The sequence below is a fragment of the Leisingera sp. ANG-S5 genome (genome assembly GCF_000813925.1).
Lineage (GTDB): Bacteria > Pseudomonadota > Alphaproteobacteria > Rhodobacterales > Rhodobacteraceae > Leisingera.
This window is the reverse complement of record NZ_JWLH01000029.1, coordinates 459-22,606: the sequence shown is the minus strand read 5'-3', so window position 1 is coordinate 22,606 and position 22,148 is coordinate 459. Positions and strand designations below refer to the sequence as shown.

Annotated in this window: 16 protein-coding genes and 1 pseudogene; 10 read left to right on the top strand and 7 right to left on the bottom strand. The window is 60.7% G+C overall.

Features of this window, described 5'->3' with window-relative positions:
* Positions 1 to 290 precede the first annotated feature (290 nt).
* Together dnaE and RA25_RS22895 are read left to right on the top strand one after the other, a co-directional pair.
* Positions 291 to 3,803, top strand: a complete 3,513-nt coding sequence (gene dnaE / locus RA25_RS21700) for a DNA polymerase III subunit alpha (RefSeq protein ID WP_039174956.1) — start codon at positions 291 to 293, stop codon at positions 3,801 to 3,803.
* A gap of 75 nt (positions 3,804 to 3,878) precedes the next feature.
* A complete protein-coding gene (locus tag RA25_RS22895; protein ID WP_152612269.1) occupies positions 3,879 to 4,646 on the top strand; it encodes a hypothetical protein in 768 nt (255 codons plus the stop codon).
* A 223-nt stretch (positions 4,647 to 4,869) separates the two neighbouring features.
* Here RA25_RS22895 and RA25_RS21690 read toward each other — a convergent pair whose 3' ends face one another.
* Positions 4,870 to 5,493, bottom strand: coding sequence for a hypothetical protein (locus RA25_RS21690; RefSeq protein WP_039174953.1), 624 nt, complete (start codon positions 5,491 to 5,493; stop codon positions 4,870 to 4,872).
* Between the two features lie 100 nt (positions 5,494 to 5,593).
* Positions 5,594 to 5,788, bottom strand: a complete 195-nt coding sequence (locus RA25_RS21685; RefSeq protein WP_019294798.1) for a SlyX family protein — start codon at positions 5,786 to 5,788, stop codon at positions 5,594 to 5,596.
* 275 nt (positions 5,789 to 6,063) lie between these two features.
* Here RA25_RS21685 and hisS point away from each other — a divergent pair, with 275 nt between their 5' ends.
* Genes hisS through hisG form a run of 3 tightly spaced genes read left to right on the top strand, consistent with a single transcriptional unit; the run spans position 6,064 to position 9,337 of the window.
* The gene (gene hisS / locus RA25_RS21680) at positions 6,064 to 7,551 is read left to right on the top strand and encodes a histidine--tRNA ligase (protein WP_039174950.1); all 1,488 of its coding nucleotides are present in this window, start codon (positions 6,064 to 6,066) and stop codon (positions 7,549 to 7,551) included.
* A 2-nt stretch (positions 7,552 to 7,553) separates the two neighbouring features.
* Positions 7,554 to 8,642 (top strand): ATP phosphoribosyltransferase regulatory subunit, encoded by a 1,089-nt coding sequence (locus tag RA25_RS21675; RefSeq protein ID WP_039174948.1) that lies wholly within the window; start codon positions 7,554 to 7,556, stop codon positions 8,640 to 8,642.
* The gene (gene hisG / locus RA25_RS21670) at positions 8,639 to 9,337 is read left to right on the top strand and encodes an ATP phosphoribosyltransferase (protein ID WP_019294801.1); all 699 of its coding nucleotides are present in this window, start codon (positions 8,639 to 8,641) and stop codon (positions 9,335 to 9,337) included. Before RA25_RS21675 ends, hisG begins: the two co-directional genes overlap by 4 nt.
* Positions 9,338 to 9,561: 224 nt before the next feature.
* On the opposite strand, the gene RA25_RS21665 is transcribed toward hisG, so the two are convergent.
* Complete coding sequence (locus tag RA25_RS21665) at positions 9,562 to 9,993, bottom strand: DUF1489 family protein (protein ID WP_019294802.1); 432 nt, start codon at positions 9,991 to 9,993, stop codon at positions 9,562 to 9,564.
* 194 nt (positions 9,994 to 10,187) lie between these two features.
* Here RA25_RS21665 and RA25_RS21660 point away from each other — a divergent pair, with 194 nt between their 5' ends.
* On the top strand, positions 10,188 to 12,473 hold the full coding sequence (locus RA25_RS21660) for an adenosylcobalamin-dependent ribonucleoside-diphosphate reductase (protein ID WP_039174946.1): 2,286 nt from the start codon (positions 10,188 to 10,190) through the stop codon (positions 12,471 to 12,473).
* Positions 12,474 to 12,797: 324 nt separating this feature from the next.
* Complete coding sequence (locus RA25_RS21655) at positions 12,798 to 13,895, top strand: AAA family ATPase (protein ID WP_039174942.1); 1,098 nt, start codon at positions 12,798 to 12,800, stop codon at positions 13,893 to 13,895.
* A gap of 391 nt (positions 13,896 to 14,286) precedes the next feature.
* Here RA25_RS21655 and RA25_RS21650 read toward each other — a convergent pair whose 3' ends face one another.
* A complete protein-coding gene (locus RA25_RS21650) occupies positions 14,287 to 15,429 on the bottom strand; it encodes a hypothetical protein (RefSeq protein WP_039174940.1) in 1,143 nt (380 codons plus the stop codon).
* 239 nt (positions 15,430 to 15,668) lie between these two features.
* Here RA25_RS21650 and RA25_RS21645 point away from each other — a divergent pair, with 239 nt between their 5' ends.
* A complete protein-coding gene (locus tag RA25_RS21645) occupies positions 15,669 to 16,361 on the top strand; it encodes a winged helix-turn-helix transcriptional regulator (RefSeq protein ID WP_039175028.1) in 693 nt (230 codons plus the stop codon).
* A 333-nt stretch (positions 16,362 to 16,694) separates the two neighbouring features.
* Here the strand turns inward: RA25_RS21645 and RA25_RS21640 are convergent, their stop codons facing one another.
* Positions 16,695 to 17,276 carry a GNAT family N-acetyltransferase gene (locus RA25_RS21640; protein ID WP_019295373.1) on the bottom strand — a complete coding sequence of 194 codons (582 nt, stop codon included), beginning with the start codon at positions 17,274 to 17,276 and terminating at the stop codon, positions 16,695 to 16,697.
* A 302-nt stretch (positions 17,277 to 17,578) separates the two neighbouring features.
* Positions 17,579 to 18,619, bottom strand: coding sequence for a GlxA family transcriptional regulator (locus RA25_RS21635; RefSeq protein ID WP_039174938.1), 1,041 nt, complete (start codon positions 18,617 to 18,619; stop codon positions 17,579 to 17,581).
* 203 nt (positions 18,620 to 18,822) lie between these two features.
* On the opposite strand from RA25_RS21635, the gene RA25_RS21630 reads away from it, so the two are divergent.
* Positions 18,823 to 19,818 carry a class I SAM-dependent methyltransferase gene (locus tag RA25_RS21630; RefSeq protein WP_241477462.1) on the top strand — a complete coding sequence of 332 codons (996 nt, stop codon included), beginning with the start codon at positions 18,823 to 18,825 and terminating at the stop codon, positions 19,816 to 19,818.
* The gene (locus RA25_RS22545; protein WP_082023131.1) at positions 19,815 to 20,936 is read left to right on the top strand and encodes a flavin-containing monooxygenase; all 1,122 of its coding nucleotides are present in this window, start codon (positions 19,815 to 19,817) and stop codon (positions 20,934 to 20,936) included. The genes RA25_RS21630 and RA25_RS22545 overlap by 4 nt, the downstream gene beginning before the upstream one ends.
* 218 nt (positions 20,937 to 21,154) lie before the next feature.
* Here the strand turns inward: RA25_RS22545 and RA25_RS21620 are convergent.
* A pseudogene (locus tag RA25_RS21620) lies at positions 21,155 to 22,059 on the bottom strand (IS3 family transposase); the annotation flags it as partial.
* Positions 22,060 to 22,148: the final 89 nt, after the last annotated feature.

The window sequence follows — 22,148 nt, the reverse complement described above, 5'->3', positions numbered from 1 at the left end:
GGGCTGTTTTATTGCTTGCTGACAACAGCCTAGGGAGCGGCCCGTTACCAAAGCAAGGAAAACCGGTGCTGCGCTGCAGTATTTTGCGGAGCAAGAAAATTGCGGGCTATGCGGGTAGAGCATTCATATTTATGCGTTTTATCCGCATGTTTGCGGGGGCTTTACGCGCTGGATGCGAAAGAGTTTCAACAAAATGGATAAAATGCAGCGCCCACCACACCGGTTTTGGCGGGTGTTCAGTGCGCAGATCGCCCTTTCACCCCCGCGTGTCAATAAGATAGCGTGGCGGCATGACAAGCTCTCCCCGATTCATTCACCTGCGCACCCATACCGAATATTCGCTGCTGGAAGGCGCCGTGCGGCTGAAGAAGCTGCCGGACCTGTGCAAGAAGCATGAAATGCCCGCGATTGCGGTGACGGACACCAACAACCTGTTCTCGGCGCTGGAGTTTTCCGTGTCGGCCAGCGGTGCCGGGGTGCAGCCGATCATCGGCTGCCAGGTGGATCTGCGCTTCACCGAACCGGCCCCGGGCGAGCGGCCGAAGCCGCCCGCGCCGCTGGTGCTGCTGGCGCAGAGCGAGGCAGGCTACGAGCATCTGATGAAGCTGAACTCCTGCCTGTATCTGCGGCAGGGGGGAGAGCTGCCGCATGTGACGCTGGAGGAGCTGGTAGAGAACGCCGGTGACGTGATCTGCCTCAGCGGCGGGCCGGACGGGCCGGTGGGGCGGCTGCTGCAGATGGGCCAGCGCCCGGCAGCGGAAGCATTGATGCAGCGGCTGAAAGAAATCTTCCCGGACCGCCTGTATGTCGAGTTGCAGCGCCACCCGGGCGAGCACGGCCAGCCCGAGGCAGAGAAGCAGACAGAGCGCGGCCATGTGGAGATGGCCTATGCCATGGAGCTGCCGCTGGTCGCCACCAATGACGTCTATTTCCCCAGCACGGAGATGTTCGAGGCGCATGACGCGATGATCTGTATCGCCGAGGGCGCCTATGTCGATCAGGTGGAGCCGCGCCGGCGGCTGACCGCGCAGCATTACTTCAAGAGCCAGGAGGAGATGGTTGCGCTGTTTGCCGACCTGCCGGAGGCGATTGAAAACACGGTTGAAATCGCCAAGCGCTGCGCCTTCATGGCCTACCGGCGCGATCCGATCCTGCCGAAGTTCGCCGATGACGAGGTGGCGGAGCTGCGCCGCATCGCTAACGAAGGCCTGCAGCAGCGTCTTGCAGTGATCCCGCATGCTGTCAGCGTTGAGGAATACCAAGAACGGCTAGATTTCGAGCTGGGCATCATCGAAGGGATGGGGTTCCCGGGCTACTTCCTGATCGTTGCCGACTTTATCCAATGGGCCAAGGACCACGACATTCCGGTCGGGCCGGGGCGGGGCTCCGGTGCGGGCTCGCTGGTGGCTTATGCGCTGACCATTACCGACCTTGATCCGCTGCGCTACAGCCTGCTGTTCGAACGCTTCCTGAACCCGGAACGGGTGTCGATGCCTGACTTCGACATCGACTTCTGCATGGACCGCCGGGAAGAGGTGATCCGCTACGTGCAGGAGAAGTACGGGCGCGACAAGGTGGGGCAGATCATCACCTTTGGCGCGCTTTTGTCCAAGGCGGCGGTGCGCGACATGGGGCGGGTCTTGCAGATGCCCTACGGCCAGGTGGACCGGCTGTCCAAGCTGATCCCGGTCGAAGGCGTGAAGCCGATGTCGATCGCCGACGCGCTGAAGGAAGAGCCGCGCCTCAGCGAGGAGGCCCGCAACGAGCCGGTGGTGGACCGGCTCTTGACCTACGGCCAGCAGGTGGAAGGCCTGCTGCGCTCTGCCGGCACCCACGCGGCGGGAGTGGTGATCGGGGACCGGCCGCTGGACGCGCTGGTGCCGCTTTACCGCGATCCGCGTTCGGACATGCCGGCGACCCAGTTCAACATGAAATGGGTGGAGCAGGCGGGCCTCGTGAAGTTCGACTTCCTGGGCCTGAAGACGCTGACCGTCATTCAAAACGCCATGGACCTGATTTTCCAGTCAGGGCGCGACCTGCATATCGCCGAGGACGGCACCCAGCTCTATGAGCCGCCGGAGGGGGCGGAGAACCAGATCAACGCCATTCCGCTGGACGACACGGTCACTTATGACCTCTACTCGCGCGCCAAGACGGTGGCGGTGTTCCAGGTGGAATCCACCGGCATGATGGATGCGCTGAAGCGCATGAAACCCACCTGTATCGAGGACATCGTGGCGCTGGTGGCGCTGTACCGCCCCGGCCCGATGGAAAACATCCCGGTCTATTGCGAGGTCAAGAACGGCCAGCGCGAGATCACTTCGGTGCACCCGCTGATCGACCACATCCTGGAGGAAACCCAAGGCATCATCGTCTATCAGGAGCAGGTGATGCAGATCGCCCAGGTGATGGCGAACTACACGCTGGGCGGCGCCGACCTGCTGCGCCGGGCGATGGGTAAGAAGATCAAGGAGGCGATGGACGCCGAGCGCCCGAAATTCGAGAAGGGCGCGGCGGAAAACGGGGTCGACAAGAAGAAGGCCAGTGAGGTCTTCGACCTTCTGGAAAAATTCGCCAACTACGGCTTCAACAAATCACACGCCGCGGCCTATGCGGTGGTGTCCTATCAGACCGGCTGGCTCAAGGCGAACCACCCGGTGGAGTTCATGGCCGGGGTCATGAACTGCGATATCCATCTGACCGATAAGCTGGCGATCTACTTCGAGGAAGTGAAGAAGGGGCTGGGGCTGAAATACGTGCCGCCCTGCATCAACCGGTCGCTGGCGACCTTCAACGTGGTGAACGGTGAGCTGGTTTATGCGCTGGGCGCGCTGAAGAATGTCGGCCTGGACGTGATGCGGCTGGTGGCCGAGGCACGCAACGAGGACGGCCGCGAACGTCCCTTTGTCAATGTCTTCGACTTTGCCCGCCGGGTGAACCTGAAAAAGGTCGGCAAGCGGCCGCTGGAGATGCTGGCGCGGGCGGGGGCCTTTGACCAGCTGGACAGCAACCGCCGCCGGGTGTTTGAGAGCCTGGGCGCACTGGTGGATTACTCCGCCGCGGTGCACGACCAGCGGAATTCCAGCCAGGTGTCGCTGTTCGGCGAGGCGGGTGAGGACCTGCCGGAGCCGCGGCTGCCCAATGTGCCGGACTGGCTGCCTGCCGAGCGGCTGTCTGAGGAATTCAAGGCGATTGGCTTTTATCTGTCGGGCCACCCTCTGGACGACTACATGCCTGCGCTGAAGCGCAAGAAGGTGATGACGCTGGACGAGGTGACGGCCAAGGCCGAACGCGGGCCGTTCATGGCCAAGATGGGCGGCGTTGTGGCCGGGCGGCAGGAGCGGAAGTCGGCGCGCGGCAACCGCTTTGCCTTTGCCCAGCTGTCGGATCCGTCAGGCGCCTATGAGGTGACGCTGTTCTCCGAGGTGCTGGAGAAGAGCCGCGAGTTTCTGGAAACCGGCGCCAAGGTGGTGATTACGGCTGAGGCGACAATGGAAAGCGACCAGCTGAAACTGCTGGTGCGCTCGGTTGGTCCGGTGGACAGTGCCATTGCCGATGCCGGGCGCAGTTCCCTGCGGGTCTACCTGAGCGATGCGGCAGCTGTCGGCACCGTGGCGCAGGTGCTGGAGGACGCCAAGGCGGCAGCCCGCAATGCGTCCCGCGGCGAGGTTTATATGTACCTGCAGGACCCCGGCCTGCCCGGCGATGTGGAAATGGATCTGGGCCAGCCCTTCCCGATCAACCCGCAGATCAAGGGCGCACTGAAGTCGCTCGACGGGGTGATGGATGTGGAGGAGATTTGAGGGAGGCTCTCAAATCTGCATTAAGGATTTCTAGAAGTAAGGTTTAGAATTTTGATTAGATACTTTTGTGCAGCCTTGGCCGCATTTTTCGCAACGCAAACGGTTTCTCAGGAGCTTTCAACCGATCTGTCAGTCCCAACAAACAGGTATGTTAGAGATGCCCAAGGCGCCCTGACTTTAACGCGTTGGGAAGAAGCTGGAATCAAATTGGATATTGTTGGGGACGTATCTGCCAAAACGGCTTTTTCTACCGCATCGTATCTCGAAACCTTATCAAACTACGCCGAAACAAAGCTTGAACTGGTAGGTAGTGCTGAAGAATGGTTTGCGCCAGGGTTAGGAATTTCAGCGCAGGCTAATTACGTTGTTTTGTTTGAAGATTTGTCTTCCACGAGATTGCCCGATGATGCGCTTTTATTCCGTCAGAGTATCAAAAGTTCTCTTGATGGTGCGTCGCCGAAAATCCAATCAATTCTTGATGCAGGGCTGACCCATTTGGGAACGGGTTGTTATGGAAAGTGGAACGCAAGTGCAAAAAATGTAATTGCGGCATTAATTATGGTGGTGGATAGCAGTCAGCCGTCAGTTGTTCAGCAGGGGTGTCTGAACTATAGTCTCGTATCATCGCTGGGAGTTCATCCAGTCACGGCAAAGTTTGAGTTTGATATGCTCAGGTATGGTAGCAAGCAAAACCGGCCTGACTTTTCAAATGACAGTGAGATAATTATGCTTCTTCAATTGTCTGCTTACTGCCGGGAGGTCATGGCCACTGATTCCTTGCAGTGCCCTGCAGATCTGTACGGGTTGATGCTGCAGAGCTACAAGGAGCAGATCCCGGACTGAAGTCACAACCGGCGTCTAACAGTCAGAACTTGAAGATAGGCCCGGAACAGAGGCGAGGAGTGATCCGGGCCTGCGGCAGACCGTTCGGGCGGGCTGGCGCACTGGTGAGGCAAAGTGCTCCGCCGGATAAGTTCTACGGACTTGGCCGGGATAAACTGCCAAACACAACCGCCGGGGCGCCATCCCACGGGCTGCCGCAGGCCCGTTTGAGGCAGGCGCGGGCTTAGGCCTCCTTCGGCACTGGCAGCTTGGCGGTGTCTTTCAGCAGGCGGATGGCATCCTTCATTTCCAGCCGCAGGGTTTTTACCACCTTTTTCAGCATCCCCTTCACCTTCTTCACGCCGCCCAGGATCGTGGTAAGCTCCTTGATCCAGCCAAAGACGATTTGCAGCACCGAGGCAAAGCGGTTGAGGATCGACAGCGCGGTGTCGAGCACGCCGATCTGCTCCCAGATCTCCTGCACCCAGCCCCAGACCTGGCGGAACATCTCGACGTATTTGCGGACCACGGTTTTCAGCACCCGGACCAGACGGGAACGGTCGGTGTTCTTGCGGATGGTATCAAGGATGCGCTGGCCCAGCTTGATCATGGTCTTCAGCATCTGCTCCACCCGGTCCAGCAGATTGAGCACCGTTTGCCCGGCAGAGGTGACCTGCGCGACTGCCTTCTTGCCGGCGGTCTTGGCGATGGACTTGGCCGCCGAGAGCATCCTTTTCATGAACTTGCGCAGCGGCATCAGCAGGGAGCGGACGCGCTTCCAGACCTTCTTGAGATAGAAGATCACCCGCGTATGGAGCTTTTCGATGCCTTCTTCGACGAATTCTACCGGGTCGTTGGATGGTGCCATGGCGTTTCCCCCCCCAATCACTTGTCACAGAATACACATGTAACAGCCTGCGCGGCGCGCGCGTTTGGATCAAGGGAAACCGTGGTTTTCGGGGCAGGCGTCAGTAATGCGGCGGGCGTTCGTCGGCGAAGACCACGCCGCCGGTGCCTTCCTGCTCGCGGGTGGCTTCGCGCTGCATCAGCATGGCAACGCGGCGGGTCAGCACGTCGATCTCCTGCTGCTGGCGGGCGATCACGTCGCTCATTTCGTCCACGCTGCGGGTCAGATGGGCGATTTGCTCTTCCAGATGCTGCATGGGGTGACTCCTTGGGTTCTGGATTGCCTGATACAGAAGCTCACGCAGATTGCAAGGAACCGCCTGGCCGGCAGGCCGGGCAGCGCCCGTCCCGCCCCCCACGGGGCGGGCGCTTCGCTTCCTGCCCCGCCGGGACGGGCGCTGCCCTTCGAGTTGAAACCGAGAGGCCAATTTCTCATCTGCGGCATTGCCTCCCGCGGCTCCTTCTTGCTGTTGCGGCCTGCTTCCGCTAGACCGCCACGCGAGTGAAACCGCTACCCGTGAGGAGGCCGGATATGGCCAAAGTGAAGAAACAGCCCCGCCCCAAGGCGCAGACGCCAAAGGGGTTCCGTGACTATTTCGGTGCGGAGGTGACCCAGCGCAGCGAGATGCTGCGGGCCATCGCGGGTGTGTATCATCATTACGGGTTCGAGGCGCTGGAAAGTTCGGCGGTGGAAACCGTTGAGGCGCTGGGCAAATTCCTGCCCGACGTGGACCGTCCGAACGAGGGCGTGTTCGCCTGGCAGGAAACCGAAGAGGACGGAAACGGCGACTGGATGGCGCTGCGTTATGACCTGACGGCGCCGCTGGCGCGGGTCTATGCCCAGCACCGCAACGACCTGCCGACACCTTACCGCCGCTATGCGATGGGGCCGGTCTGGCGCAACGAGAAGCCGGGGCCGGGCCGCTTCCGCCAGTTCTATCAGTGCGATGCGGATACTGTCGGCACGGCCTCGATGGCGGCGGATGCAGAGATTTGCGCGATGCTGTCCGACACGCTGGAAACCGTTGGCATTCCGCGCGGCGATTACCTGGTGCGGGTCAACAACCGCAAGGTTCTGAACGGCGTGCTGGAGGCGATGGGCCTGGGTGATGGCGATGCCAAGCGCGACGACGTGCTGCGCACCATCGACAAGTTCGACAAAGTGGGCGAGGCCGGCGTGCGCGAACTGCTGACTAAAGGCCGACTGGATGCTTCCGGCGCCTTCATCGACGGTGTGGGCCTGTCGGACGATCAGGCTGCGCCGGTGCTGGCGTTCCTGACATCCAAGGCGGCAGATGCGGCGGGCACCATCGCCAACTTGCGCGCTGCCGTGGGCGACAGCAAGGTCGGTCAGGACGGCATTGCCGAGCTCGAGCAGATCGGTGAGCTGCTGGCCGCGGGCGGCTACGGCAAGGACCGGATCGAGATTGACCCCTCGGTCGTGCGCGGGCTGGGCTATTACACCGGGCCGGTGTTCGAGGCGGAGCTGACCTTTGAGATCCTCGACGAGAAAGGCCGCAAGCGGCAGTTCGGCTCGGTCTCTGGTGGTGGCCGTTATGACGGGCTGGTCAAGCGCTTTACAGGGCAGGAAGTGCCTGCGGTGGGTGTCTCGGTCGGCGTTGACCGGCTGCTGGCGGCGCTGCATGCCAAGGGGCGTTTGAGCGCCGAGGCAACCGGCCCGGTTGTGGTCACAGTGATGGACCGCGACCGGATGGCGGATTATCAGGCGATGGTGGCAGAGCTGCGCAATGCGGGTATCCGGGCTGAGGTCTATCTGGGCAACCCCAAGAACTTCGGCAACCAGCTGAAGTACGCGGACAAGCGGAACTCTCCGGTCGCGGTGATTGAAGGCGGTGACGAGAAGGCCAATGGCGTGGTGCAGATCAAGGACCTGATCCTGGGCGCCAAGATCGCCGAAAGCGCGACGCTGGAAGAGTGGAAGGAACGCCCCAGCCAGTTCGAAGTGCCCCGCAGCGAACTGGTCGCCAAGGTGCGCGAAATTCTGGACGGGCAGGGCTGATCATGACGCTTCGTTCCGACATACAGGCCCGCGCCGCCCAGCTGAGGGTCCGCTTTGAGGCCGCAGGGGCGCAGGTGGTGGACACACCGCTGCTGCAGCGGGCCGGCACGTTGCTGGATCTTTACGGCGAGGACATCCGGGCGCGTGCCTATGTGACCACTGACGCGCTGCGCGGCGAGCAGATGCTGCGCCCGGACTTCACCGTGCCGGTGGTGGAGGCGCATATGCGCCATGGTGCCGAGCCTGCGCGCTATACCTATTCCGGCGAGGTGTTCCGGCGCCAGGAGATCGACCCGGACCGGCCCAACGAATACTTGCAGGTTGGCTATGAGGTGTTCGAGCGTGACGATGCCGCGGCGGCGGACGCGGAAGTATTTTCGCTGTTTGCTCTGCAGGTGCGCGGGCTGCCCTTGCGGGCGGCAACCGGTGACATCGGCATTCTGATGGCGGCGGTTGAGGGGCTGAACACCACGGACAAGCGCAAGGCGGCGCTGATGCGCCACATCTGGCGGCCGCGCCGCTTCCGCTCCTTGCTGGACCGTTTTGCAGGCCGCAGCCCGGTGCCGGAAAGCCGCAGGAAGCTGTTGGAAACCGAGGGCGACCTGACCGGCTCCGCCGTGGAGATCGGCAAGCGCCGTGCGGCAGAGGTGCAGGCGCGGGTGGAGGCGTTGCGCGAGGATGCCAAGCATCCGCCAATAGCCGAAAACGAATTGCTGGCGCTGGAAGCGCTGATGGCGGTGCGGGAAACTGTGCCCTTTGCCACTGAGCAGATGCGCGACATCGCGGTGGACTTGCCGCAGATCAACCCGGCTCTGGACCGGCTGGATGCGCGCACGGCTGCGATGAAGGCGCGCGGCGTGGATGTGGAGAACCTCGATTTCGAAGCTTCCTACGGGCGCACCTCGATGGAATATTACGACGGGTTTGTCTTTGGCTTCTATGCCGAGGCACGCCCGGACCTGCCGCCGGTGGCCAGCGGCGGGCGCTATGATGCGCTGACCCGGCAGCTGGGTGAGGGCGAGGAGATCCCGGCCGTGGGCGGCGTGCTGCGCCCGGACCTGATGCTGCAGCTTGAGGAGGCGCGCAAATGACCCTGAAGCTGGGAGTGCCGTCCAAGGGGCGGCTGATGGAAAAGACCTTTGACTGGTTTGCCAAACGCGGCGTGACGCTGTCTCGCACCGGGTCGGACCGCGAATACGCGGGCGCGGTTGAAGGTGTGTCGAATATGGAGCTGGTGCTGCTGTCGGCGGGAGAGGTCCCGCGCGAACTGGCAGCGGGGCGGATCCATCTGGGCGTCACCGGCACCGATCTGGTGCAGGAGAAGCTGCCACGGTTCGAGCAGCAGGTGGAAGATCTGGCGGAAATGGGCTTCGGCCATGCCGATCTGATCCTGGCGGTGCCGCAGTTCTGGATCGACGTGGACACCCTGGATGATCTGGACGCTGCCGCATCGGCGTTCCGCGCGGCGCATGGCCACCGGCTGCGGATCGCCACCAAATACCACCGGCTGGTGCGGGAGTTCCTGACCGACGCCGGAGTGGCGGATTACCAGCTGGTCGACAGCCAGGGCGCGACCGAAGGCACGGTGAAGAACGAGACCGCCGAAATGGTGGCCGACATCACTTCCACAGGCGAGACGCTGCGGGCCAATCACCTGAAGCTCTTGAACGACGGTCTGGTGCTGAAGTCGCAGGCCACCCTGTGGCGCAGCCGGGTGGCGAAGTACGGCACCGATGAGAAGGCGGCGCTGAACACGCTGCTGGACCTGCTGGAACACCGCAAATAAGCGCTGCTGCCCGCGCGCCCGCGCGGGCTTGGCCCAACGCCTTCAAGGCATCTATGGATGCCTGAAAAGGGGGCGGGAGCGCATTTTTGGTTCCGGGTGCATGCCGTATGCCGGGGTGCTCCCGCCCGTTGCTGGAAACTTCACAGATGTTTCCGCCTCGGTTGGGCCGTGCGCCGGGCTGACGCCCGGCGCTGGCGAGGCTGCCGCGGGGGGAGCGGATTGCCTCAGATAACCCCGATTTCCGCCAGTGCCTGGGAAAGTTCCAGCGGCAACGGCTCCTCCTGTTTTTTACCTGCGGGCAGGTCGGCAGGGGAGTCTTCAGCCTTCAGGTAGCGCCAGCCCTGGAACGGGCGTTTCGGCGCCGTGTGGGTGCGCTGCAGCTCCGGGTCCAGGATGATGGCGCAGCGGCGGATGCCGTCTTCGCCGATGACCTCATCCAGCCGCAGGATGCGCTGGCGGCACTGGATCAGCCCCTTGATCACCCAGTAGATCGAGCCGCCGTTCAGGATCTCTGCCTCGCGCTTGGGCCACATGCGGGTGACGTGCCGCGGCAGGCCCTCCGGCAGTTCCGCACGGCGCATTTCCTGCCAGGCCATCAGGCTGTCGACGCTTTCGGTGCCGACCGAAAGCTTCACAAGATTCACGCGCTTATCCACAGGTTCCCCACAGAGTCGTCCAGAGCTTTGACAGTATATAGTAGTTTACGGATCACCGACTTCAAGGTATTGTGTTTCTCCACGCTATTGCTGCAAGTAAGCCTTAACAAAAAATGGATTCGCCACGGTGCCCGGAAAGAGCTGCCGCAGCGGAGCCGTTTTCATGAAGCCCGAACGAGCCGAAGGACCGACACATGAGCCGCTTTGCCGCCCCCATCGCCGAGCAGATCTGGGATATGAAATACCGTTTCAAGCAGGCCGATGGCGCGCCGATCGACGTGACCGTTGAGGACACCTGGCGGCGCATCGCGCGTGACTTGGCGCGGGCGGAGAAGAAGCCGGACGTATGGGAAGAGAAGTTCTATGGCGCGCTGGAGGACTTCAAATACCTGCCCGCAGGCCGCATCACCGCAGGCGCCGGCACCGCGCGCCAGGTGACCCTGTTCAACTGCTTTGTGATGGGCACGGTGCCGGACAGCATGTCGGGCATCTTCGACATGCTGAAAGAGGCGGCGCTGACCATGCAGCAGGGTGGCGGCATCGGCTATGACTTCTCCACCATCCGGCCGCGCGGTGCCGATGTAAAAGGCGTAGCGGCGGATGCCTCCGGCCCGCTGTCGTTCATGGATGTGTGGGACGCGATGTGCCGCACCATCATGTCCGCAGGCTCCCGCCGGGGTGCGATGATGGCGACCATGCGCTGCGACCACCCGGATATCGAGGCCTTCATCACCGCCAAATCCGACTCGGCCCGCCTGCGCATGTTTAACATGTCGGTGCTGGTCACAGATGACTTCATGGATGCGGTGAAATCCGACGGCTCCTGGGAGCTGCAGTTCGACGGCAAGGTCTATCACACCGTCGAGGCGCGCGACCTGTGGAACAAGATCATGCAGGCGACCTATGACTATGCCGAACCGGGCGTGATCTTCATCGACCGCATCAACAAGGCCAACAACCTCAACTACATCGAGAATATCTGCGCCACCAACCCCTGCGGCGAGCAGCCGCTGCCGCCCTATGGCGCCTGCCTGCTGGGTTCGATCAACATGGCGCGGCTGGTGGCCAGCCCGTTTGAGAAAGACGCCCATCTGGACCAGGCCGCAATGCAGGAACTGGTCGCCACCGCAGTGCGGATGATGGACAACGTGGTCGACGTCTCCAAGTTTCCGCTGGAGGCGCAGGCGCAGGAAGCGAAGAACAAGCGCCGGATCGGCCTGGGCGTGACCGGCCTCGCCGATGCGCTGCTGATGCTTGGGCTGGAATACGGCTCCGACGAGGCGGCGCGCCAGACCGACGAATGGCTGCACGCGATCGCACGCGCCGCCTATCTGGCGTCGGTGGACCTTGCCAAGGAAAAAGGCGCCTTCCCGCTGTTCGACGCCGAGAAGTACCTCAATTCCGGCAATATGCTGAACATGGATGAGGACGTGCGCGACGCCATCCGCGAACACGGCATCCGCAACGCGCTGCTGACTTCCATCGCGCCGACCGGGACCATTTCGCTTTATGCGGGCAACGTGTCCTCGGGCATTGAGCCGGTCTTCGCCTATGCCTATACCCGAAAGGTGCTGCAGAAGGACGGCAGCCGCACCGAGGAGGAAGTGGTCGACTACGCAGTGCAGATGTACCGTGAGAAGTTTGGCGCGGACGCCAAGCTGCCGGACTACTTCGTGAACGCCCAGACGTTGAGCCCGGCGGCCCATGTCAAGATGCAGGCGGCGGCGCAGAAGTGGATCGACTCGTCGATCTCCAAGACCATCAACTGTCCGGAAGATATCTCCTTTGACGACTTCAAGGACGTCTACATGCAGGCCTGGGATCAGGGCTGCAAAGGCTGCACCACTTACCGGCCGAACGACGTGACCGGTTCGGTCCTGTCGGTGAGCGAGAGCGCCGACACCGCGCCGGGCGAGACCGCGCAGGCGCCGCATGAAAGCGACAGCGCAGAAGTGGTCTATATGTCCGAGCCGCTGGACCGCCCGCAGTCGCTGGAAGGCCATACCTACAAGCTGAAGTGGCCGGACAGCGAGCACGCGATCTACCTCACCATCAACGACATCATCATCAACGGCCACCGCCGCCCGTTCGAAGTGTTCATCAACTCCAAGAACATGGAGCATTACGCCTGGACGCTGGCGCTGACCCGGATGATCTCAGCCGTGTTCCGCCGCGGCGGGGACGTGTCCTTTGTCGTCGAAGAGCTGAAGGCGGTGTTCGACCCGCGCGGCGGCGCCTGGGTGCAGGGCAAGTACATTCCCTCGATCCTGGCGGCGATCGGCGGTGTGATCGAGACCCATATGGTAAAAACCGGTTTCCTGGAAGGCGAGGGCATGGGCCTGAAGTCCGACCCGCAGGCGCAGGTGGTGAACCTGAACCAGCCCCGCGGCAAAGCCTGCCCGAGCTGCGGCCAGTTCGATATGCAGATGGTCGAAGGTTGCATGACCTGCCGCAGCTGCGGTCATTCGAAATGCGGGTGAGCGGGCTTTGTCCTGTTTTCGTGTCGGACCCATGAAATAACTGCCATTGATGGGGGTTTTCTGCCATTCCGACACGAGGTTAATTGCCACCGGCCGATCTTCGGTCGGTGGTTTTGTTTTAAAACAATGACTTATGTGATATCTGCCTTCTGCATGCTGAAGGGGTGCCTTTCCCCTCCGAAGATCAGCACCGCCTGTTGACTGAAATGGCCATATTGAGCAGGACTGAAGCTCAAACCTGGCCAGGTTCTTTCCTTCAATTGTCCGAACGCACTGTGTGCAATCGGAAGCCAAACGGCGCGGCGCGCCGGGAAAGGGCCAGCTATGTCCAAGATCAAGTTCATCGAGGCAGAGTTCCACAATGCCGACAAAGACCGGCAGGCAATTCGGCAGCGCCTGGAGCGGTTCCTGAAAACGCGCCGCGCGCTCGAACGCGGTATCGTGCCTCCGGACCCTGAGGATCGCGATGACCGCCTTCGGTGGGAAACCGAATTGATGCAGATCGGTCTCGGGCGCGAAGGTCAGGACCGCGTGGACCGCCGGGTGAGCAGGCTGGCGGAACGGCGGGCAGCGGCCGCAGGTCTCTCCCACCTTAAGCTCGACGACCGGAGAGCCTTGGAGGTTCTGCGCAACGGTGCGGAGCTGATCCGGATCCGGACAGAGCACCAGGCGGATGAAATCGCTGCCGGGATCCACGCCGATATGCCTTGGATGGCGCCTGCGACCGATCTTCTTTGGAAGTCCATGCGGCGCTCAGTCCGCAATGGGGATGCAGGCTTCCGCCTGCCTCCGGTGCTGCTGGACGGTCCTCCGGGAATTGGAAAGAGCATGTGGGCCCGTCGGCTGAGCAACGCACTTGGCGTGCCCCGCTGTGGTGTGGAGGCGACGGCGGAGCAAGCGTCGTTCGGTATCGTGGGCTCTCAGCGCGGCTGGTCCAACGCGCAGCCGGGACGCCCTTTGATGACGATCCTGAAGCACCTGATTGCGAACCCGGTGGTCGTTGTTGACGAAGTGGAAAAGGCCGGGGTTGCAACTTCCACCAAAGGAAACAGCTTCGGCCTGACCGAGGGGCTGCTGTCCCTCCTGGAGCCATCTTCTGCAACTTTGTGGCAGTGCCCCTTTTACCAGGTGGGTTTCGACATGTCTTGGATCAGCTGGGTGCTGACCTCCAACACCTTGGTCACTCTACCAGCCCCTCTGCTTAGCCGTCTGGAGGTCATCCGCCTCCCGCCAGTTTCAGTATCCGAACTAGCCGCTTTTGCTCGCCGTGAGGGCTGCCGGCGTGGATTGACGCAAGACTCTGTCGAGGCTGTGGCCGAAGCGTTGGAAATTGCCGGAAGCGGTGCGGAGCTGAACCTTCGGCATGTCATCCGGATGCTGACCCGGGGTGAAGTGATGGAGGCGGCTTGGATCTGTCATTGAGGATGTCGTTTCCGGACATTGCAAAATAGGGGCTGGCAGGCGGTATGGCTATCCTTGATCAAGGCGAGGACGGCCCTGAGCCGACATCCAGCAGCTGATCTCGATGCTGCAGCCGCAGCCCGCATTGCCGCCATTCACTGCAAGAGAAAAATCTGATGACCGGCGAACTCACAGTGTGCCGGACTTTTGCAGCCGTCAGGCCTTGCAAAACCAAAGTTTGCTTCCTGTTAAAGTAGGCCCGCTATCTTTGATGCGTGCTGCTCTTTATTAATCAAGCTTGCAGGCGCTGATCCCGGACAAACAGCAAAAAGCGGTAGCCGGCTCCCTTTTGCGGGAGCCGGTTTTTTGGGGGCTTGCATCTGACGCTCATTACCCAACGCAGATCGTGGGTTCATGCCACCAGTCGCGCCTCAGATTGCAGGTTGCGCTCCACCGGAACCGCAGGCGCAGGCATCGCTTGCTGCGCTCGCTCTGCGATAAGCTGTGTGACCCGGCGCGAGCCGGAGAACGATGCCCAGGCAAGGATCCGGATAAAGCGGGCCTCGTCGGGGTCGAAATCCAAAATTGCTTCGGCCATCTTTTCATCCACCTGATAAGGAGCCTTGGCGAGAACGATGGCAAGCTCTGCGATCGCCCGTTCCTGTCCTGAAAGGCCCTGCACTTCGTGCGCAGCCCAAGACCGGCTGAGCGGCATCTGTTCGCCCTGCCAGACCGACAGCGACTGAGAAACGACTTGCTTCACGCGCGGTGACACTGCCTGATTGGCTTCGCGTTCCACGGCGGAGGTCCAGCGTGCCAAGGCATCTGCGACGCGGGGATTGGGCTTCGCCCAATTCATGTCTTCCGGCAGTTCTGCCTCTGGCAATAGTGGTAGCGCACGGCCGGGCTTCAGCGGGAGTCTTCGTGTCACTTCCAGCTCGGATCCAAACAGCCGCAGCAGAATGGCTTTGGCCGCCTGTAGTCCGAACGGGGAACTCACGGGCGAATCTTCCATCACCACATGGCTAAAGCGGTTGATATCGCCCATGCCCATGATCGTTCCCAAAACTTCTGGCATCTGCTCCGGGGTAAAGGGCGGCTTGGAGACCCCGGTATTTCCCGGTGTCGCGACCTGCCGGACCCAGTCCAGGCGGGCGCGCAGCTTTGCATCCGTTGCTCTCAGTTCGTTGCGGGCGAAGATGTCTCCGGCAGCTTCGTGGTCGCCGGCGGCATGCACGAGGCTGACAAGCATGTCCTCGCAATAGGGGCAATCGTTCAGCTGTGACAGCACGGCGCTGATGGCGTCCTTTGTGGTTCGGTCAACCCGGTCTGCAACAAGCATGGATTCACGCCCGCCGGTCCAGATAGCGGCCATCAATTCGGGCACTTTCGACCGGCTTGTCAGAGAGCCGTTTTTGAAAAAGTCCTCGCGGATCATGTCGTAGACCGTTTTCGTCAAGCCCGTGGCCTTGCGGGCAGGTACAGCGCGGACATAGCGCATAGTTTTCACCGACATCGTATCGAACAGCCAATATCTGAGTATTGCAGGCAGCATTTCGTTCCCTCCTTTGGAAGTCTTCACGGTTAGAGGATCGAAACTGGCTCCTAAAATTTCCAGTATGAAGATTGTATTAGTTCATCTTCGATGGCGCTGGAATTATGTCGATGCAAGTTTTACTTATTGTTATTGTTGAATAATACCGGTTCGACGATTGGCGAGTTAGTCTTACCCGGGAAAAGTTTAATACGAAATTTGTACTGAGTGGATTTGATTTTTCCTTTATGCTCTCGGGCATGAGTACCTATGGACAGTTCTGCCCGATCGCCAAGACCTCCGAAATCCTCGGAGAGCGCTGGACCAATCTCGTGATCCGCGAGCTGGGTGCCGGCAGTGAGACCTTCAATGACCTACGGCGCGGGATGCCGCTGATCCCGCCCTCGACGCTGTCAGCGCGATTGAAATCTCTGGAACACGCCGGCGTGGTCTCGCGCACCGAAGCCGGCAGAGGCGTCAGGTATACGCTGACGGAGGCAGGGCGCGAGCTGAAGCCAATCATCGTACAGATGGGGATCTGGGGGCATCGTTGGGCCCGGAGCAACCTTACGCCGGACGAGCTGGATCCTTCCATGCTCATGTGGGACATCCACAGAACCATGAATGTCGACTATTTTAGTGACGGCAGGACAACGATCTATGTCGAGTTCAGCGATTTCACCGCCAAGTCCCGCCGCTGGTGGCTGGTTGTCGAGAGTGGCGAGGTCGACGTCTGCATGAAGGACCCCGGGCATGATATTGATATGTCGATTACGACCGACATCCGCACGCTGACCGGCGTCTGGATGGGGGACACAGCCTTGGGACAGGCCCTGCGCGATTATCGTATCAGGCTGTCCGGTTCCGGCAGATTGAAACGGGACATCGCAACCTGGCTGGGCCGCAATTACTTTGCCGATATTCCACCTGCGAAAGGGGCCGGGAATAAATAGGTTGGGCGCGATGCCGCAAGCAAGGCCGGTGCTGCTGCAATTCCTACGCGTACTCAGATTGGCGGCCTCTAAAAAAGGATGCCGCGAAACCAGTTTCTCAGGAAAGCGGTCTTTCGTGAAATATTAAGCATTTGCAAAATTGGCTCGCAGTCGACCTCGGATGCGGCGCAGCATCCGCCTTGACCCAAGCCAGCTTGTCACGACCGTCCCGCACCGGAAGCTCGACCTAGCACCTTAATGCCTCAGTGCGGCCCCTCATAGCTGCCTTTTCGCTGCGCTTGCTTAAACACGGAGCCCGGGAATTCCGGCAGCGCGGCCCCATAAGGATCGTGATCACGATAGTGATTTCATCAGAAGCACCCAGCACTCGGTGTCTGTTTCCCAATCCTCTTTCTGACACGGGGCTTGAGCGGCCTCTTTGTATCCCTTTCGTTCGTACAGACGACGCGCGCCAATGTTGTCTCCGGCCACGATGACGCTCATCCTGGTTAAACCCTCGGCCAAAGCAATTTCGTCTGCCAGATCCAGCAAGCGTGATCCATAACCCTTACCGCGGTGCTCGGGATAGCAAGCCAGAACGTTCACATACCAGCTTTCGAGTGCCTGGTTCTCCAATTCCTGCAATGGCCGAAACAGGGCCGGGAAATCCTCGCCTATCTCCACCGGTTCCGCCCCGATCTTGTAGCCGGTCAGGCTCGCCACCGCACCGCTTCCGAAATCCACCACGACAATCTGTCCGTCACGCGCCTTTTCGGCCTGTCTTGCACGGCCGATCTTCCAAGGGTCTTGGCCATCTTCCGCAAGGCCGGTCCAGATGTAGTAAGGCAGCCCTTCTCCGGCATAGTTCACGAGATCGGCGAGCTGAGATGCATCCGATTCCCTGGCCAGTCGCAGCGGTGGTTCTAACTCTATCATTCACCCCTCCAGTGTTTGGGTTGTGGAGTTGGCGTCGGTCCGTGTGCCCGAACAAGCGTAACGGTTTTAACGCCTTCGATATAGGCGACACAGCTCAAAGCTGCCTTGTGGTACCGCAGCTCCATTTCCTTCCCGTCTCGAGGTCGTCAGACCATCTGGATGACAGCAGCTCAGCCCGAAGCCGCCATCGGGTCGAATTGCCCTGATGGAAGAAGCGAATGTTCATATGGCCGCCGTCAAGCAATAGAAATTCCGGACGAAAGCAAAATATGACGAAACCAGTAAATTGCCGATCTTCGGCTTCAGGACGTTTCGTTATGCTTCGGTAAATTTCCTGCCAAGGCAATCGGGGAAAACCTTTGCCGGTAGCGGGCCGGCGGCACACCTGTCCGCCGCCGGAACAGCTTGCGAAAATAGGAGGGATTTGCATAACCCACTTCTTCACTGATCTCATCGATCTGCAGGCCGGTCGTTTCCAGCAATTGCTTTGCTTCTTCGATGCGCAAAGTTTGAACGTAGTCGATAGGTGTATAACCGGTCGCCGCGCGGAAACGCCGGTTAAATGTTCGCTCATTGAGGTTAGAGCGGCGCGCAAGCCTGCCAACGATGTTACTCTCGTGGTAGTTTTCAGCGATCCAGCTCTGGGCATCCGCGATCACGGAGTCCGCGTGCCGGTGGGCGGTCCGCGCGCCGGCATACATCAACTGCCCCTCTGCCCGCTCGCCAAACAGGAATATCTTTGCGATCCGGACCGCTTCTTGTCCGCCGGCAAACCGCGCGACAAGATACAACGCGAGATCTTCCCAGGACGACGCCCCGCCACTGGTCACGATGCGGTCCGCCTCGCCGGCTGTGCTCAGGATGCGCTCCGGCGCCAGATTTACAGACGGATAGAATTTTTTGAACTGTTCAACACTTGCCCAATGGCAGGTAGCTTGCTGCCCGTTGATAAGCCCAGCCTCAGCGAGAACCAGCGAGCCTGTGCAGACCGAACAGATGATGGCTCCTTGGTCGAAGCATTCGCGCAGCCAGGCGCATTCTTCCGGCCAGCTGCCGCGCGGATCAAATGAAGCGCCGACGGCGATGTCGGGCACAATCACAACATCGGCCAGGCCAAGTTTCGCCTGAGGCGTGATCTCAATGCCGATTGCGGTCGGAATTGTGGCAAGGGACCGCGCTACGATTGCCGGTGAGAAGCGGACAGGTGTGTTTTCTTCGCCGGTCATGTCCAACCATGCCCGGCCGACCGATTGGAACACTTCATAAAGCCCGTACAAGGCCAGCGGCGTCGCTTGGGGCAGCGCCAAAAGCGCAAACTTTGTGTCCCGGGTCTTACCTTCCATGTGGGATTTTGTCCGAAAAGGGCCGTTTCTGTCCATAGCCGATCTGACGGCATGCGCGGGCCGGGGGTAGGCAGGGGTAGAAATTTCGAAAGGAACCACCAATGACCCACCACGCTGCCCTCCCTCCTGTGTTCGACCAAACCAGGGCCGAAGCATTTCTTGACACAGTTGCAGCAACCCTGAACAACGGTGCCGTGGCCGCTATGATTTCAGTCGGCCACCGCCTGGGTCTGTTTGACACGCTTGCCTCACTGCCGCCCAGCCAAAGCGCCACAATTGCCAAAACCGCAGGGCTGGCCGAGCGTTACGTGCGGGAATGGCTTGCGGTAATGGTCACGGGGCAGATCGTTGACTATGCGCCGCAAGAAGGAACCTACAGCCTGCCGTCCGAACACGCCGCGTGCCTGACTGCCGGCGCACCGTTCGGGAACCTGGCTGTCTATGCTCAGTCGGTTGCGCTTTTCGGCAAGGTCGAGGACCGCTTGATGCAAGCCTTCCGAGACGGCGAAGGAATTCCTTACAGCGATTATCCCTGTTTTCACCAAATCATGTCCGAGGACAGTGAACAGACCGTCGTCGCAGGCATCGGCGAGATCATTCAAACGCTGGCCCCCGATCTCGCCGAACGGCTGGATCAGGGCATCGACGTTCTGGACGCCGGTTGCGGTGCCGGGCTTGCGCTGATCCGGCTGGCTGAACTGCATCCAAACAGCCGGTTCAAAGGGATTGATCTTTGTCCGGATGCTATCGAGATGGCCCAGGGCACCGCAGCGTCACGCGGCGTGAGCAATGTGGGGTTTGAGGTGCGGGACCTGTCCGGTTTCGATGAAGCCTCAGCCTACGATCTGATCACCTCTTTCGATGCTGTGCATGACACCAAGGACCCCGAGGAACTTTTGAAATCCTATCACCGGGCATTGCGTCCTGGCGGCGTTCACCTCATGCAGGACATCGGCGGGTCGGTGCGGCTCGAAAACAACCTCGATTTTCCCTTCGCCGCCTTTCTCTATGCCATTTCCTGCAGCCACTGCACTCCAGTGTCTCTGGCGCAGGGGGGCAAGGGCCTCGGCACCATGTGGGGCTGGGAGACGGCTGAAACGATGCTGCGCCAGGCAGGTTTCCAGAGACCGGTGCGCAGTGTTCTGCCGCATGACCCGATGAACGTCTGGTTTGTCAGCCGGAAAGAGGCGCCGGTATGAGGCATGAACGTATTGTTGTCGTCGGCGCCGGCCCGTTCGGGCTGGCGCTGGGGCGTGAACTCCGCAGGCTGGGGTTTGACCCGCTCATTCTGGAACGCGGCAGCGCAGTGGCCTCCGCCTGGCGGTCCCGCCATCCGCAACTGCAGTTGAATACGCACCGTGTGAACTCAGGCCTGAGGGGCCAGCCGATACCACGCACCGCAGGCACCTGGCCAGCGCTACCAGACTATGTCGCCTACCTCGACCGCATTGCCAGGCAATCCCGGTGCCGGATCGAAGTGAATTGCACGGTGCAAAAACTGGAACACGACGCAGGCACATGGTTACTGAAAACCGGCAAGGGCAAGATACGTGCGGATCAAGCCGTTCTTGCAACCGGCTTCGATCACACTCCAGTTCTTCCCGACTGGCCTGGGTCCAGCGGCTTTTCCGGTTCGATTTTGCATTCCCGGGACATGGGTGATGCAAGAAGATACCGAAACAAGTCAATGCTGGTCGCGGGCGCCGGAAACTCAGCCGTAGACTGCCTGAACGTACTGGCGCGGGCTGAAACCGCTGATCTAAGTGTTTCGGTGCGTACTGGCGGCACGACGGTGCCCGCGGAACTATTTGGCTTTCCTTTACAGTTGACTGCGCCTCTCCTGGAACATCTCCCCGCCCGTTTGGCTGATGGAGTACTGTCAGGGGTGGAACGGGTTGCTTTTGGCGATCTATCCAAGCTCGGGCTGAACCGATACCGCGCGGGAGCGGCGTCCCGCCTGAAAAACGAGCATGTGGCACCAGCAGTGGACCGCGGCTTCGTTGCAGAGCTGAAACGCGGCAAGATCCCGGTGTTTCCGCAGATCGCCAGGTTCGCATCCGATCAAGTGCATTTTGATGACGGCCGAACACTGCGGCCTGATTTTGTTATTGCAGCGACAGGCTACCGCAGCGGGCTGGAAAGCATTGCCGGGCATCTTGGAGTGCTGGACGAAGCCGGACGGCCGCGATGCTGCGGGACAGCCGTTCGGCCAGGGCTTCGGTTCGCGCTGATGCCGCCGCCCCTTGGCGGATCGCTGCGGGCGATCTCAAAGAAAGCACCGGTGATTGCCCGTTCAATCGCGCGAGATTTGAATTGAGGCATCAAGGCTGTTTGCACGACCCGGCAGGCAAACGAAGTACGGTGAGCGAGCCGAGTTCCGCGCACCCTGTCGGCACTGCAAATCCGGAAACAGGGCTTTGCCGACCTTGGAAATCAAACGGCTTGGACCCTAAAACTTCCCAGTTGGGATTGTCCTCTTTTTTGGTCTCACGAACTGTCCTCGCTGTCGCAGCAAATGGCCGCTTACCGCCCGACCTGCATGTGCTGGCCCGCCAGGCTGGTCGCCAGGGTGATGCCCCTGTTCTCAGCCCACTCCATGAGCGTTCCGCTGACGTATTCGGGGCCGTTGTCGACTCGAATTGTCCTGGGTGCGCCGCGCCATTCGATGATCTGGTTCAGCGCGCGCACGACCCGTTCAGCCAGTAGCGAGAAGTCCACCTCTATGCCCAGACCCTCTCGGTTGAAATCATCCAAGACGTTCAGCAGCCGGAACTGGCGACCGTCCTCCTGACGATCCGCCATGAAATCCATCGACCAGACCTCGTTTGGCACCTCTGGAACCGCCAGTTCATCCGGCTTCTCCCGCTTCAAACGCTTGCGCGGCTTGATCCGAAGGTTCAGCTCCAGTTCACGGTAGATCCTGTAAACGCGCTTGTGGTTCCATGAATGCCCCTGGACATTGCGCAGATACAGGAAGCTCAGGCCAAACCCCCAGGTCTTCCTCGCCGTTGTCAGTCCGAGGAGCAGATCGGCGATCTGTTCGTTCTCCTCGTTTAGCTTCGGGCTGTATCGGTAGCATGTCTCGCTGACGCCAAATGCCCGGCAGGCCAGCGCAATGCTGACGCCTTTCATCGCCACCGCTTTCACGGCCAACTCTCGGCGCTGAGCTGGCCGTATCATTTTTTTCCGAGCGCCTCCTTCAGCAGGTCGTTCTGCATGCTGACGTCGGCGTACATGCGCTTCAGCCGGCGGTTCTCCTCGGCCATAGCCTTCATCTCACTGATGAGGCTGGCGTCCATCCCGCCATACTTGGCCCGCCACTTGTAGACCGTGGCACTGCTCATACCGTGCTCGCGGCACAGCTCGGATACGGGCACGCCGTTCTCCATCTGCCGCAGAATACCCATGATCTGGGCCTCAGGGAAACGTGTCTTCTTCATCGGAATCTCCTCGTTCATCCTGCCGAGAAAATTCTACGACCAAGCCCCCGCAAAAATGGGGGGATTACCGTCCGAGACGAAGTCCAGCG